This is a genomic window from Shimazuella sp. NTD247 (assembly GCF_059510415.1).
The window spans coordinates 314,212-328,821 of the sequence record NZ_JCAJZU010000003.1 but is presented as its reverse complement, the minus strand read 5'-3'; the positions used below and the strand labels follow the sequence as shown (position 1 = coordinate 328,821).

At 38.6% G+C, this 14,610-nt stretch carries 14 protein-coding genes; 3 read left to right on the top strand and 11 right to left on the bottom strand.

Annotated elements, in window-relative coordinates:
- Positions 1-105 precede the first annotated feature (105 nt).
- From AC5WOC_RS10020 to AC5WOC_RS10000, 5 genes are read right to left on the bottom strand one after another with little or no spacing between them, the layout of a single operon-like run.
- Complete coding sequence (locus tag AC5WOC_RS10020) at positions 106-1,581, bottom strand: xylulokinase (RefSeq protein WP_496055269.1); 1,476 nt, start codon at positions 1,579-1,581, stop codon at positions 106-108.
- Positions 1,582-1,586: 5 nt separating this feature from the next.
- Complete coding sequence (gene trpA / locus AC5WOC_RS10015; RefSeq protein ID WP_496055268.1) at positions 1,587-2,384, bottom strand: tryptophan synthase subunit alpha; 798 nt, start codon at positions 2,382-2,384, stop codon at positions 1,587-1,589.
- On the bottom strand, positions 2,381-3,346 hold the full coding sequence (locus tag AC5WOC_RS10010) for an ABC transporter permease (protein ID WP_496055267.1): 966 nt from the start codon (positions 3,344-3,346) through the stop codon (positions 2,381-2,383). The genes trpA and AC5WOC_RS10010 overlap by 4 nt, the downstream gene beginning before the upstream one ends.
- Positions 3,339-4,847 carry a sugar ABC transporter ATP-binding protein gene (locus AC5WOC_RS10005; RefSeq protein ID WP_496055266.1) on the bottom strand — a complete coding sequence of 503 codons (1,509 nt, stop codon included), beginning with the start codon at positions 4,845-4,847 and terminating at the stop codon, positions 3,339-3,341. The genes AC5WOC_RS10010 and AC5WOC_RS10005 overlap by 8 nt, the downstream gene beginning before the upstream one ends.
- A 55-nt stretch (positions 4,848-4,902) precedes the next feature.
- Positions 4,903-5,829: a sugar ABC transporter substrate-binding protein gene (locus tag AC5WOC_RS10000; RefSeq protein WP_496055265.1), complete on the bottom strand. Its 927-nt coding sequence runs from the start codon at positions 5,827-5,829 to the stop codon at positions 4,903-4,905.
- 340 nt (positions 5,830-6,169) lie between these two features.
- Between AC5WOC_RS10000 and AC5WOC_RS09995 the strand changes: the two genes are divergently transcribed.
- Both AC5WOC_RS09995 and AC5WOC_RS09990 read left to right on the top strand, forming a co-directional pair.
- Positions 6,170-6,505 carry a hypothetical protein gene (locus AC5WOC_RS09995; RefSeq protein WP_496055264.1) on the top strand — a complete coding sequence of 112 codons (336 nt, stop codon included), beginning with the start codon at positions 6,170-6,172 and terminating at the stop codon, positions 6,503-6,505.
- A 125-nt stretch (positions 6,506-6,630) separates the two neighbouring features.
- The gene (locus AC5WOC_RS09990; RefSeq protein WP_496055263.1) at positions 6,631-7,260 is read left to right on the top strand and encodes an SMODS-associated NUDIX domain-containing protein; all 630 of its coding nucleotides are present in this window, start codon (positions 6,631-6,633) and stop codon (positions 7,258-7,260) included.
- A gap of 40 nt (positions 7,261-7,300) precedes the next feature.
- Here AC5WOC_RS09990 and dinB read toward each other — a convergent pair whose 3' ends face one another.
- Positions 7,301-8,341, bottom strand: a complete 1,041-nt coding sequence (dinB, locus tag AC5WOC_RS09985; protein WP_496055262.1) for a DNA polymerase IV — start codon at positions 8,339-8,341, stop codon at positions 7,301-7,303.
- A 150-nt stretch (positions 8,342-8,491) separates the two neighbouring features.
- Between dinB and AC5WOC_RS09980 the strand changes: the two genes are divergently transcribed.
- A complete protein-coding gene (locus tag AC5WOC_RS09980) occupies positions 8,492-8,797 on the top strand; it encodes a hypothetical protein (protein ID WP_496055261.1) in 306 nt (101 codons plus the stop codon).
- Between the two features lie 39 nt (positions 8,798-8,836).
- Here the strand turns inward: AC5WOC_RS09980 and AC5WOC_RS09975 are convergent, their stop codons facing one another.
- From AC5WOC_RS09975 to coaBC, 5 genes are all read right to left on the bottom strand, one after another.
- Complete coding sequence (locus AC5WOC_RS09975) at positions 8,837-9,358, bottom strand: dihydrofolate reductase family protein (protein ID WP_496055260.1); 522 nt, start codon at positions 9,356-9,358, stop codon at positions 8,837-8,839.
- Between the two features lie 158 nt (positions 9,359-9,516).
- Positions 9,517-10,473, bottom strand: coding sequence for a methionyl-tRNA formyltransferase (gene fmt, locus AC5WOC_RS09970; RefSeq protein WP_496055259.1), 957 nt, complete (start codon positions 10,471-10,473; stop codon positions 9,517-9,519).
- Positions 10,470-10,943, bottom strand: coding sequence for a peptide deformylase (gene def / locus AC5WOC_RS09965; protein ID WP_496055258.1), 474 nt, complete (start codon positions 10,941-10,943; stop codon positions 10,470-10,472). Before def ends, fmt begins: the two co-directional genes overlap by 4 nt.
- The gene (gene priA, locus AC5WOC_RS09960) at positions 10,900-13,344 is read right to left on the bottom strand and encodes a primosomal protein N' (protein ID WP_496055402.1); all 2,445 of its coding nucleotides are present in this window, start codon (positions 13,342-13,344) and stop codon (positions 10,900-10,902) included. Before priA ends, def begins: the two co-directional genes overlap by 44 nt.
- A complete protein-coding gene (coaBC, locus tag AC5WOC_RS09955) occupies positions 13,344-14,534 on the bottom strand; it encodes a bifunctional phosphopantothenoylcysteine decarboxylase/phosphopantothenate--cysteine ligase CoaBC (RefSeq protein ID WP_496055257.1) in 1,191 nt (396 codons plus the stop codon). The genes priA and coaBC overlap by 1 nt, the downstream gene beginning before the upstream one ends.
- Between the last annotated feature and the right edge of the window lie 76 nt (positions 14,535-14,610).

Here is a 14,610-nt window from a genome sequence, read left to right as displayed (position 1 = left end):
GAAAATCCTTTTATTTCCTTTCTACTCGTATTCTTCTAGCATGAAATAAACAAATATTCTATACATACCAATAAAAAACCCTTTCATCAATCAGATGGCAGGGTTTTAGAATATATCTTTCAACTGCTGATATAGTTGTTTATACTTGCCATATTTTTGATTATAGTATTCTACCAACTTGCGATTTGGAAAAAAGGTATTCATAGAGATAGTCGATAATGCTCTGTTAGAAAAAAGATCAAACTCCGTATCCCATCCCAATTTTTTGATACCAAGTACCGCTGCACCTAGTGCCGGAAAAAACTGAGATTCGAATGGAACTTTCACTTCTCTGTCTAACACATCCGCCATAATTTGGCTCCATACTTTGCTTTTGCTGCCACCGCCGATCAACATAAAAAAACCATTGTTGTTCGAAGGTGAAATAACTTCAATTGCTTGTCTCATTGCCATTGCGACTCCTTCCAAAGCAGCACAGCTTAGTTCTGCCTTGGTCGTATCCGAACGTATACCTACAATAGATGCAGATGCAAGCGGATCGAAAATAGGGAAACGTTCGCCATTTATATATGGCAAAAACAAAATGGAGTTGGTAGAACGGTCTGTTTGTTCCATGATCTCTTCTAAATCGTCAAAGCCAGCACCTTCGAAGGAACCAAAAACAGAAAGTGCCCATCTATGCACATTTCCTGCATTCATCAAAGGAGCAATCGCTAGAAGTTGATTTTTGCGAACATAAGGAAGATGGAATACCCCAGCTGACTGAATGGTTATTTCATCAACTGGCGTCGCAATCCATCCAGTAGTTCCCAAATACCCATAAGTCTGTCCTCTTTGAAAAATTCCAGCTCCAACGGACGCAGATCCACCATCACCTATTCCGCACAGAACAGGCGTCCCCGATAATAATCCGGTTTCCTTTGCAGCTAGATCCGTAATCGTTCCAACTATATCATCTGGTGCACAAATGGTGGGGAGTTTTGCTGGGTCTAGGCCAGACTCAACAACCCACTCCTTTTGCCACTTTCTATCTCGTAAATTCATCATCCCGGAAGTAGCCGCAGAAGTAGGATCCGTAATCCATGCTCCAGTTAATTGATGAATGACATAATCCTTGGAACTGATGAAAATCGATTTTGTTTGTGCATAATGGTGCGGTTCTTCCTCTTTTAACCAAAGTATTTTGGGAAAAGTAATCGTGCCATCCATGTGATTCCCAGTAATATCCATGATTGGAAACTGATTTTGTAGATAATCTGCCTGTTTTCCAGCTCTACTGTCCCCATATAATATTGCAGGCCGTATAGGATGACCTTGATTATCAACAGGAATACAGTCTTGCATTTGACCGCTAAAAGTCACAAGCTCTATGTCAGCAGGATGAATACTATTTTGAAACCAATGATCGAGTATGGAAATAACCGCTTGATACCATTCGTGTGGATTTTGCTCCATCCTCTGACCTCGAGGGTAATCTGTTACCATATCTATATTTTTTTCCAAAGAGATTTCTGCTTCTTTTGTTACTAAGATACCTTTTGTTTGGGTTGTACCAATATCAAATGAAGCGATATATCCCACATGTATCATCCTTTAACTTCATAGAGATCGGTTTTCTGTTTCATTTTCGAAACCAATTGATATAGCTCGTCCAATTGTGCATCCTCACAATGTTCTACAAATGCAGACCCTACTACCGCACCATCAAACCGGCTCTGGATTACCGTCCTCACTTTTTCTGGTGTATTCAAGCCAAATCCAGCTACTACTAAGCCATCGGTATACCTGCGTATACGTTGCTGTAAATGAGGCAAATTCGTTAGATTAGAAGGATTAGAACCAGTTGTACCAGCATAGGTCTGTGCATAGACGATGGAGGCTTGTCTTGTAACTTTTGTAATTTGCTGATCAGTCATCGTTGGTTGAACAAATTGGACTACATCTACTCCGAAGTTTCTTAAATCCAATGCCATTTGATAGTTTTCTTGATAAGAACAATCTGGTACGAGTAAAGCATCAATTAAACGTTCAGATATAAGCTGCTCATACAGGTTGGACTGAAACAAATCTGCTTTGTAACTCATCATCCAAATTGGTTTACGCAAAAAACTGCGAACTTTTCTACAAAATGGAATAAACCATTGTTCCAAATATGGATTGACCCTTGCATGACCGGACTGAATAATCGGTCCATCCATATGTGGATTTTTACTAGGTATACCCAATTCTAAGACATCAAGACCTGCTAACATCGCATTTTCAATTATTTTTAGTGATTGGGCGAAATTCGGATCACCAGCGATAAGATAACCAATAAGTAGCGCCTCTTGCTGTTCTCGAATTTGTTGCCATGCTCTCTGATTTCGCTCGCTGTTAAAATTCAAGAAGAATCACGCCCTATTTTTTGCAAAATAACTGCTGCAATAACTATGCAACCTGTGACTACATCTTGCAAAAAGGTTGGAACCTCCAGCATTGTTAACCCATTTGCCAATATCCCTATAATTGCAGCTCCTACAAATGTCCCCCAAATGTTGGGAACACCTTCTTTAAAGGAAGTCATTCCTAAAAAGGCCGCTGCATAAGCAGGTAAAAATAAACCATCGCCAGCAGTAGGTTGTGCAGAGCCAAGACGGGAAGCCATCAAAATTCCAGTTAGAGATGCTAACACTGCACATAGAGCAAAAGCCAAATTTTTGTTTTTTGCTACGGATACACCAGCGTTACGAGAAGCGACTTCATTACCACCAATTGCATATAATTTTCGGCCAAAAGGAGTATGAGTCATCACATACCAAAAAACGACTGTGAGAAAAAGCATAATAAAAGATAAAATGGGAATCGTGAGCCAAAGTTTTTGTCCTAAATAGCGAAAACTCTCAGGGATGTGCTCAAAGATAGTTGCACCATCTGTCAACCAAAAAGTAATACCCCCAAGAATGGTTCCCATCCCAAGTGTAGTAATAAAAGATAAAACCTTAAATTTCGTAATCACCCAGCCATTAATATAACCAATAATAAGCGCCACAAGTAAAGGGAGCAGTATACACACGATCATCGGCTGCTCAGATACCGCTAATTTTGCTGCCATTACCCCTCCTAAACTCGCCATCGCTCCAATCGATAAATCGAATTCGCCTACAGCCATTACCAAAGTGGCACCAAGTGCAATGATAACAAGGAAAGATATTTGTCTACTGATATTTATCACATTGTCAATAGTAGCAAAATCTGGACTAAGTATACTAAAACATAAAATAATTAATACTCCGGCGAATAGTGTTCCATATGACCGAAACCATCTTCGCAAGGAGACAGTTACACCATTTCTATTCATTTTAGCCATCACTCTGCTTTCTCTGGTTGTAACATAGTTGCAATATCTGTTCGGCAGTGACTGCTTCATTCACTAATTCAGCGATATTTTCGCCTTCATGCATCACATAAATACGATCTGAAATCTCAAGTATCTCTTGCACATCAGATGAAACAAAAAGAACACCACTGGCTTTATTCGCTTCTTCTTTCAACAAATGATGAATTTCTTCTCGTGTCATCACATCTACAGCTTGAGTAGGTTCATCACACAAAAATAAAATAGGATGAGATAATAAAGCTTTAGCAAATACTACTTTTTGCTGATTTCCTCCACTCAACTCCTTAACGGGTTGATTAGTACCAACCGCTTTCACTTGCAGTTGATCCATCCATGTGGAGACTTCTGATTTCTCTTTACGATGATGAATTTTAAAAAAGGATGCGTATTCTTGAATTGTTGACAACGTCATATTTTCTCGGATAGACATATCCAAGATCAATCCTGCTCCTCTTCGATCCTCAGGAATTAAAATAACTCCATGCGATAATGATTTCTTTGGAGAAGGAGATCCGATTGATTTCCCTTGTATTTCTATCTTTCCTGCATGCAGCTCCCTTGTGCCATAGATGGTTTCTAATAACTCTGTCCTTCCTGCACCTGCTAAACCAAAAACACCTACGATTTCTCCCTGTTTTACATGTAAAGAAACATTTTTTACTCTTCTATCACTTGAGGATACTCCATCTACTTGTAAAACAGTTTTCTGTGATGCACTCACATTCTTTCTTTTTATTTTTTGTTCTGTACTTGTCTGGTTTGTCATCAATTGAACCAGTTTCTCTTCATTCATTTGATCCGTTTGATATGTTCCTGCTATCGTGCCATTTCGCATTACCGTAACACGATGAGATAATCGAAAGATTTCTTGCATTCGATGAGAAACATATAAAATTGCAGTGCCTTTCGCAACGAGTTTGTGTATTAATTCAAATAGTAACTCTGATTCTTCATCACTCAATGCAGCCGTCGGCTCATCCAAAATAAGCAATTGACAATCCATCATAGCAGCACGCATGATTTCCAACATCGTTCTCTCTGATGGTGACATATACTCCACCAGCTTACGCAAATTCAAGTTGATGCCGAGACTATTTTTTAAAGCCTCTGCTTCCTTTTTCATTGTTTTCCATCGAATACCTAGACCTAGTTTTTGTTTTGGATAAGGAATTCCTAAAAATAAATTCTCGTATCCAGTAAAACTATTAATCAATTGGCGGTCTTGATGAACAACTTGTATTCCCAAGTTGCGAGCAATAATGGGTTTTGTTATAGTAATCTCCTGATTATTCCAGACGATTTCCCCGCCATTTGGCTGATAAACTCCTGTAAGTATTTTGATGAAAGTGGATTTCCCTGCACCATTCTCTCCTACTAATGCATGTATTTCTCCGGCTTGTACATCAAAGGACACTTTTGATAATGCATAATGTGAACCAAATCGTTTGTCCAAATTATTTACTTGCAGCAAGTTCCTTCCCCCTTTCTATGGATGTGAAGGAGGATGCGGAATAACCGCATCCTTTTTATTTCCCAGCATTTTCTTTCGTTATTAATGAAGCTGGTGCATATTGTTCTTTTTCGGTAATCTGCTTACCTTGGAAGACTAGATCGATTTGTTTTGTTACGATCTCAGCCATTCCTGTAAAGTTTTGTTTTACTGTAGCGATTAACGGAGAACCTTTTTTAATTAGATCAACAGCTTGACTGTTGCCATCGATTCCTGTGACAATAATATCGTTTCTATTCGCAGCCTGAATTGCTTGTGTTGCTCCAATTGCTGGCTCATCCCACCCTGCCCATACTGCTGTGATGGAGCCTTTCGCTTTGTTACTGAGTAATAAATTTTCCATCTGTTTCCGTGCATTTTCAATTGGACCTGGCACATCTACTTGTTGTTCAATCACATTTTTCACATTTTTATTTTGCTTTCGTAATTTATCCAATTCCAATGTTCTTTTTAAAACACCTGGATGTGGGCGATACGTGAGAACGACTAAATTGATTGGTTTATTTCCAAATTGCTTAAATAGATGCTCAGTGATCATCTTTGACATCGCAGTATTATCACTTGTAGCATTCATAGTCATTCCATCAATATATCCTGAATCACATCCAAAGACAGGAATATTTTTCTGTTTTGCTTCTTGAATTTGAGCTTTTACTTGATTTGGATCCGTACTAACCAAAACAATTGCATCAACATTGGTAGCAATCACATCTTCCATGCGACTTGCAAGTTGACCGACATCTCCTTTTGTATCTACTACATTTGCTTCCCAGCCTTTGGATGCCGATTGTTTTTTAAGTAGATTTACCATTTGATTCGTTGTAACAGAAGAAAGATAAGGTGTCATAATAGCAATTTTTTTCTTATCCTTGGCAGCGGAACCACAGGCACTAAGACTAACAACTAATGAGAGCGCTATCAAAATAGCAAGAATTTTTTTCATATTTATACTCCTCTTAATTTAGTTGTATTAGCATGTCTACCAATATCTACCCACTTCTATCTTTTAGTAGTAAGAGAATTGATATTTGTTTCTCTTTAGCATAAACGTTAAACATTTTATTTGTAAATAATATTATTATAAATCTTTTATAGAAATATAATTCTAATTACCAAAAAATTAGGATAAATAAACATATTATGGGCAAAGATGAGTATTATTACTATTTATACTATTAACAATATTAATTATTTACATAATCTTTATATTTCCTATCCCCTTGTTGTTTCATTCATATGTTACAATGTTTCCGTTCACCCATTCGACACAAATAGGAGAAGCAATGGGGATCACCAAGAGTCAACGTTTTAATGGCAGTGACTACCAGCTTGAAGTGGTGTATGGTTCTATCAAAATCACGTTGGAAACCAAAAAGGGCGGGGTGGTTTCATCAGAAACCTCTTGGTCAGTGAGTAACATTAAGAATTTTCAGATTACAAAGGGATCAGAAGTCATTTTGGAGATTACTAAAATTCATAAAGGTGTAGAAATCGTATTCCCTGTTAGCCATGATTACATCAACTTTACAGTGGATAATAATGGTACACATCACTTTCCTACCTATGATTCACTTGAAGACAGCAGCGGAATTAGTAAGCTGGAAGGCTATCTGAAGTAAAGGATGTTGTTTTAAACATCCAAAGCGTGTTGCCCATCTGGACAACACGCATCAAAAAAAATCCAAATATGGTTGAAATATGTTATAATCATACTATTCATAATAATCTGTTCGATTGGAGAGAAATGCCCATCATCGATGTTCGCTGTCCCAGTTTGGCAATCGTCACAAATCAAAAGGGAGAAATTGCCCTTCTGCGAAACAAGGGAAAGTTAAAGCACAAGGGAGAGATCATTTATACTCCCCCTGGAGGAGGAACACAGGTACATAGAAAGGGATTCGAATTTTTGCGCAGTATTGGTGCACATGATTTTGAAAAATTCCCTGATATGCGATTCAAGTTACCTGAAAGTTCCTTGAACAAGCTTGCTTTTTGGTTTTGTGAACAGCGCAAATCAAAAAATCCAGAGCGGGAAATCGACGCTGCGGATCGAGAAACATATGAAGAGCTGTGTGACGAAGAGCATATTCTGCTTCCAAGTGATTTTAAGGGAGTATCATATCAATTTCTTGGGTTTGGCTTTCATCGAAAAAAGAGTACTGTTCGCATTGCAGACATCTTTCAAGCCACATTTCAGAAAAGGGTGGAAGCAAAGCTGTTTCGGGCTAGTGAAGGGCAAACTCCCTTGATTCGATTTGTAACACACGCAGAGATCCATTCTGGATGGACACGCACAGACAAGTCTGGCAAAAGGTATAAGATCGGTGAGGTCAGTTCACTGATCATTCGTCCACAAAAGTCTATTCTCCTGTGAACGGAAACTCCCCAGTGTGCGTATACTGGGGAGTGCTCTATTATTCCCATGAAAGGGTCAGTTGTTGATACTTTCCTGCTTGCTCTTCATCAAAATTGGAAAATCGCACAGATATTAAACGAATGCCATTAGAAAAATCAAAGGAATCAATTAAATTCTCTAATAAAATATTCCAATCTGTTGTATCGTATATCGTTTGTTGCTTTGAATGAGATGTAAAATCAGCAAAACGAAGCTTTACCGACAGGGTATGCGGATGCAGACCTTTCTGGTTTACTGCTTGTAAAACTTCTTCTAACAATACATTTGCATGAGATAGTATCTCCTGCCGCTCATATAAATCGATCGGAAACGTGGTTTCTCTGCTTACAGAACGCGTTGTCCGATCCATGACAATTTCCCTTTTATCCAGCCCTCTTGACCGATCATAAAGATCATAACCAAACTTCCCAAACAACATGACAACTTCTTCACGAGAAAGTTGCCAAAAATCTTTTATTGTATGTATATCTCTCTGTGCTAATTTCTCCTTTGATTTCTTGCCAATTCCATGAAGCGCTCCAATTGGAAGTGTTTCTAGGACAGAAAGTGCATCTCGAGGACGAATAATAACAAAAGCATCTGGCTTATGAAGGTCACTCGCGATCTTTGCTAATGATTTGTTATAAGACAGCCCAATACTACAAGTAAGACCTGTTTCTTGGAGTATTTTTTGTTTTAATTCTTTCGCAACAGGAACTGCATCATTATAATGCGAAACGTCCAAATATGCTTCATCCAAACCGAGCGTCTCATAACGATCACTATATAATGTATAAATTTGTTTTACTTCAAGTGATTTTTGTCGGTATCGTTCATAGCGGACAGGTACAAAAATACCTTGAGGACATTTTCTTCTAGCTATAACACCAGGCATTGCAGAATGGACTCCAAACTTCCGCGCTTCATAACTGCAAGTGGAAACAACCCCTCTATTTTCTCTTCCACCAACAATTACCGGCTTCCCTCGAAGTTCTGGATTATCTAATTGTTCTACACTGGCAAAAAAAGCATCCAAATCCATATGAAGTATTTTTTTCACCGGGTTACACCTTCCACTGCAAACATATATTTGTAGTCTATTATATTTCGCAGAAAAAATATACAAGAGCGATCAATATACCTCTTATAATGAAATAATATGTTAATATTTCTATAGAAACCAATCCGATTTCTATCTTAAGGATTTCCGTTGACCAAAATAATGACATACTCCATTGATAAAAAACATGTTCAAGCCCAAATTGTTACTCATAAATTTAAGAAAGGTCCTGTTACAGTTACTTTAACAATTACTGCTACCTATGATATAGAAGATAAGAGAGATCAAATCATCGTTCGGGAAGCGAGATTCTTCCGGATGGATGCATCTGGTTCATATTGGCCACAAAAACCTATTTCACAGAGTGTAACGATTATATTGAACAAACACAACCAAGAAAATCCAGTGGAGATACTTGTCAATAATAAACGGATTTCGATTCCATTTCTGAATTGATTGGTTTTATGCGGGTGAAATGATTTTCATCCGCAAAAATCAAGGTTTTATGTAATGTAGCTGCACAAATTGATTCATTCGCTGAATATCATGTAAATGATATCTCGTTTCCAAATTTTCTCCTTGAAATAACCGTACACCTTTGCCTAAAGCAGTGGGAGCAATAGTAAGAATCATCTCGTCAATCAACTGATATTTCATAAACTCATCAATTAATTTCCCACCGCCAACTAACCAAATATCTTTGCGATTTGGCTGATCCAATTTTTTCAAAAAATCAATCACATTATCATTTACATACTGAATATGTTCCCGTTTCCCTGCATCTTGATTAGAAAAAACAAAACATTCCATCCCTGCATATGGAAATGACTGATCGAAGCCTAAAATTTCTTTGTATGTCTTGTTTCCCATCACCACGGTATCAATTCGTTCAATAAATTGATTATATCCATTATCCTTCTCACCTGGAGTGACGTGCAACCAATCCAATCCACCTTCATCATCAGCAATATGTCCATCAATAGACATGGCAATATATAAAACAATTTTTCGATTCATTTTATTTTCCATCCCTTTCTAATGAAGACAATTTCAAATATCCCATTCAATCCGTTCAAAAATGAAAACAACCATGAAGATGGTTGTTTTGTGTACATTTCGTTATTTATCTGAATGTCAGTGTGTACTATACTATTTTGTTGACTATGATAGCAATATTACTGTTTTATCTCACCCTGATCCACTCCAAGAATTTCCCCTTCATTCATCTGTCTACCTCGTACAAAATCACTTGCTAACATACGTTTTTTCCCTGCCGGTTGAATATCTGTTAACCGAAGATAACCAGAAGCCGCAGCAACAATAATTCCATAGTCATTCAACTCTATTACTTGACCAGGAACACTTGCTTTTCCTGTTTCATCTTCTAATTCTGCCCACCATATTTTAAAAGGTTGTCCATTCCAATAGGTGAATGCTACTGGCCATGGATGCATTCCTCGTATTTGATTGCGAATTTCTTCCGCGCTGCGATGCCAATCAATCTGCTCTTGCTCTCTCTTGATATTTGGTGCATAGGTTGCTTGACTTTCATCTTGGGGGATCGGTGTGATCTTTCCTTGTATCAGCGCAGGAAGAGTCTCTTTTATCAAGCCAGCCCCTATGTGGGAAAGCTTTTCAAATAAGGTTCCAACGTGATCTTCCTCAGTAATCGGAATCCGCTTACTGTTGATCATATCTCCAGCATCTAGGGCCTCTACCATATACATCAGAGTTACACCTATTTCTTTTTCTCCATTAATAAGAGCTTGGTGAATGGGTGCACCTCCTCGATATTTAGGCAATAACGATGCATGAACATTGATACAACCATGTTTTGGAATCTCTAAAATTTCATTGGGTAATATCTGTCCAAAAGCAGCAGTAACAATAAGATCTGGCTCCAGTGATTTCACATATTCAATACCTTCTGACAGACGGATTTTTTCTGGCTGATAAACAGATAAATTATGCTGTAATGCAACTTCTTTTACTGGTGGCGGTGTCAACACTTTTTTTCTTCCGACAGGACGATCCGGCTGTGTTATAACAGAAACAATGTTATAACCTTCCTCGATTAGAGTAAGTAAAGAAGGCACCGCAAAAGCTGGGGTGCCCATAAAAATCACTCTCATTGCTCCAGTTCCTCCTCCGGTCGAAACACTTTTTCGGCTATGTCAATAAATAAGACACCATTCAAATGATCTATTTCATGTTGAAAAGCCCGTGCTAAGTATCCCTCAGCTTCTATTTCCATAGGGTTCCCATGACGATCTTGCCCTTTAATACGCAGCTCATTTGCCCTTTTCACATAACCTAACAATCCAGGAATACTAAGACAACCTTCCGGCGGTTCGATTTGTTCCCCTGATTTTTCGATTATTTCTGGATTAACGATTTCGATCAAGCCTTCCCCTACATCGACTACAATTACTCGTTTCCCTATTCCTACTTGAGGCGCTGCTAACCCAACACCATGTGCATCATACATCGTTTCTGCCATATCATCGAGTAATTTTGCCAGTCGATCATTAAATCGCTTTACTTCTTTTGCCCTTTCTCTAAGAATGGGATCGGGATATTTCACGATATTGCGTACGGACATTATTCTTCACTCCAATCTCACCATCACGATCTATTTGTATACGTAATTCTTTATCTCTTGGCCAATCCTCTATTATCTTCCATTTCGTTTGAATCTCACGTATTATCTCTACACTTGGATTATATTTCACCATTACTTGAATACGATGTCGATCCTTTATTTTAGAAACAGCTGGTGCTACTGGTCCAAGTACTTCATACCCATTATTCCCTTTTAATTCATTTGCAATATCCACTGCCCGCTTCATCGCCAGAACCCGATCCGTGTGGCTTACTGTAATCGTAAACAAACCACAAAACGGCGGATAAAGATGTTGTTTTCGAAGCAGCAGTTCTTTTCGATAAAAAGCTTCTGACTCATGGTTGGCAACCATTTGAATACTATAATGATCTTCTTGATATGTTTGAATGATCACTTTACCTGGTTGTTCATGCCTGCCCGCACGACCGCTGACTTGTGTCAGCAGTTGAAAAGTCCTTTCAACAGAACGAAAATCTGGTAAATGGAGCATACTATCTGCTGCAATTACCCCAACTAAAGTTACCTTTGGAAAATCCAGACCCTTTGCAATCATCTGTGTACCAAGCAAAATGTCTGCTTCTTCATCTCCGAATGCTCGAAGCAATCGCTCATGTGAACCTTTTTTACTCGTTGTATCCATATCCATCCGAATGACTCGAACACCAGGAAAATGTTTCATCAATTCTTCTTCCACTTTCTGTGTTCCTGTCCCAAAATGACGAATATGTTCACTTTGACAATGTGGGCAAGATGTCGGTACTTTTTCTGTGTACCCACAATAATGACAACGGACAGTACGATTGGTATGATGGTAGGTCAAAGCAATATCACAATGTTCACAAGTCGCTACTTCCCCGCATGAACGACATAAAACAAAAGTAGCATAACCACGACGATTTAAAAATAATACGACTTGTTCCCCACGTGTGATTGTTTCTTGAATGGATTTGGTAAGTTTAGAGCTGAACATTGTTCGGTTCCCCGATTTTAGTTCTTCTCTCATATCTACTGTTTCTATTGTCGGAAACGGTCTGCCTTGGACTCGTTCCTGCAAGGTTACCCAATCATAAATGTTTGTTCTGGCATGATAATAACTCTCTAAAGAAGGGGTAGCAGAACCTAAAACAACTGTTGCCTGATGGAATTGCGCTCTCCATCGTGCGATTTCTCTCGCATGATATCTAGGACTTTCTTCTTGTTTATAAGATGATTCATGTTCTTCATCAATGATGATCAAACCTAATTTAGTGAATGGAGCAAAAATAGCGGACCTTGCGCCTATTGCTACTTGTACTTCCCCGCGTCGAATTTTTCGCCATTCGTCGTATCGTTCTCCTGCAGATAATCGACTATGGAGCACAGCTACCTTATCTCCAAAACGGCCCTTAAACCGATCAACCATTTGCGGAGTCAGGGAAATTTCAGGCACGAGGACAATCGCTTCTTTCCCCTGTTTTAAGACCTCTTCGATCGATTGCAAGTAAATTTCCGTTTTTCCGCTGCCTGTTACCCCGTGTAATAGAATAGTTTGGTACTGTTCGTTTTGAATCGGCTTCACAATTGTCGCATAAGCACTTTGCTGTTCTTGTGTAAGTGCAAGCGGCTGTGTAGCAGCAAAAGAAGTGTTCCGGTAAGGATCTCGATATTGTTCTCTTTCCTCGATTTTAACCATACCCTTTTCTTCCAGCGCTTTTACTGTTTGCCGATTTGCTCCTGTTGCAGCTAATAATGTTGGTAATGGAATTTCTTGTGATTCATTTAATAAGTATTGTATGACTTCTTTTTGTTTTTTTGCACGTTCTGAAATAACATGTAAGTTGACTTGATCCGTAATTTCCACCCAAGCGATTCGATCTTTGGTTACCCGATCTCCCACCTGTTCTTCCACTCGAACTTGTTCATTTTGAATCAGTTTTCTCAGAGCTGCTCTACTAACTAATTCCTGAGCTTCTTCCCAACTGCATACTGTTTTATCAAGCAAAAGCTGTTGCAATGCTTCTGCTTCTTTGCCAAATGGTGTATCTGTTTTTCCTATATATACTTTTTTTTGATATTTTCCCTTTAACACCGCTGGGATCATCGATTGAAAGGCAGTAATGGTATGGCAAAAATACTCTTCTGCCATTGCTTGTCCAAGTTGCAATAGCTCTTGTGTTAAAGGAGGAAGAATATCCTTCACATCAATAATACTTTTCAATTTTTGGGTAGCTGAAGATAAACTTAGCCCAATTACATATCCTAAAATCTTTCTTGGTCCAAAAGGAACTTCTACTCGACTTCCTAGCTGCACTTCTCCAATAAGATCTTCTGGAACCAAATAATCAAATGGTCGATCTGTTCCTTTACTCGGAACATCCACCACTATTTTAGCAACTTGAATCATAATAATTCTCCGACCCATTTTATCAATTGTTCAGCCAATGTTTTTTTTGACATTACTGGATAAGAAGTCACCCATCCATCTCTGCCATAAACGCTTACTGCATTCGTATCAATAGAAAAGCCTGCGCCTTTCTCTAGCACATTATTGGCAATGATAAAATCCATGTTTTTCTTTTCTAACTTTTCTTTAGCATATGTTTCTAACTTTTCCGTCTCTGCTGCAAATCCAATCAAAAGTTGATCTGCACGTTTCCGTCTCCCTACCTCATATGCAATATCGGGATTTTTAACTAACTCTATTTCCCAACTATCTGTATGTTTTTTCCGCTTCTGTGTCAATATTTCACGTGGTCGATAATCAGATACAGCAGCAGCTTTCATGATTACATCTGCTTGATCGAGGTTAGTGAGCACTGCTTCTTGCATTTGTTCAGCACTAGTCACTTTTATTACTGTCGCACCATCCGGTGGATTTATTGTGACTGGACCACTAATTAATATTACTTCGGCCCCAGCAGCAAGCGCTGCTTCGGCTAAAGCATAACCCATTTTTCCTGAAGAATGATTGGACAAATATCGGACTGGATCAACCGCTTCAACCGTAGGACCTGCCGTAATAAGTATTTTTTTTCCTCTTAATGCCTGTTGATGAGCAAAATAAGATTGTACCCATCCAATAATTTCTTCTGGTTCTGCTAATCTGCCTTTGCCTACATACCCACAAGCCAATTGACCTTCATTTGGTTCGATGTATTTTACACCATGAGAGGCTAATTTCTGCATATTTTCTTGGACAATTTTATTGTCATACATGTGAACGTTCATAGCAGGAGCGAGGACAATGGGTGATTGTGTCGCCAATATAGTTGTAGAGAGCATATCATCAGCTAATCCATTTGCAAGTTTCCCAATAATATTTGCTGTTGCTGGAGCTACTAACACCAAATCAGCATGATCTGCCAAATCAATATGCATCACACGAGAGGGATCACGCTCATCAAAAGTGTCTATTGCTACTGGATTACGAGTAAGTGTTTGTAATGTCAGTGGCGTGATGAATTCCGTTGCTGATTTTGTCATAATCGTACGTACATCCATACCAAGTTGTGTCAGCTTACTTGCAATAATAGCCGATTTATATGCAGCGATACCTCCAGTAATACCCAGTAAGATGCGTTTTGTCTCCATCTCCATCCCTCTCCAATACCGGCATTGTATTTGTACATCTTAAACCTATCTCGAAAAAAATAACAACCTACAAACA

Coding starts and splice junctions, on each gene's coding strand:
- AC5WOC_RS10010 (WP_496055267.1), bottom strand. CDS start 3,346: ATGGCTAAAATGAATAGAAATGGTGTAACTGTCTCCTTGCGAAGATGG.
- AC5WOC_RS10000 (WP_496055265.1), bottom strand. CDS start 5,829: ATGAAAAAAATTCTTGCTATTTTGATAGCGCTCTCATTAGTTGTTAGT.
- AC5WOC_RS09995 (WP_496055264.1), top strand. CDS start 6,170: ATGGGGATCACCAAGAGTCAACGTTTTAATGGCAGTGACTACCAGCTT.
- AC5WOC_RS09990 (WP_496055263.1), top strand. CDS start 6,631: ATGCCCATCATCGATGTTCGCTGTCCCAGTTTGGCAATCGTCACAAAT.
- AC5WOC_RS09975 (WP_496055260.1), bottom strand. CDS start 9,358: ATGAATCGAAAAATTGTTTTATATATTGCCATGTCTATTGATGGACAT.
- fmt (WP_496055259.1), bottom strand. CDS start 10,473: ATGAGAGTGATTTTTATGGGCACCCCAGCTTTTGCGGTGCCTTCTTTA.
- def (WP_496055258.1), bottom strand. CDS start 10,943: ATGTCCGTACGCAATATCGTGAAATATCCCGATCCCATTCTTAGAGAA.
- coaBC (WP_496055257.1), bottom strand. CDS start 14,534: ATGGAGACAAAACGCATCTTACTGGGTATTACTGGAGGTATCGCTGCA.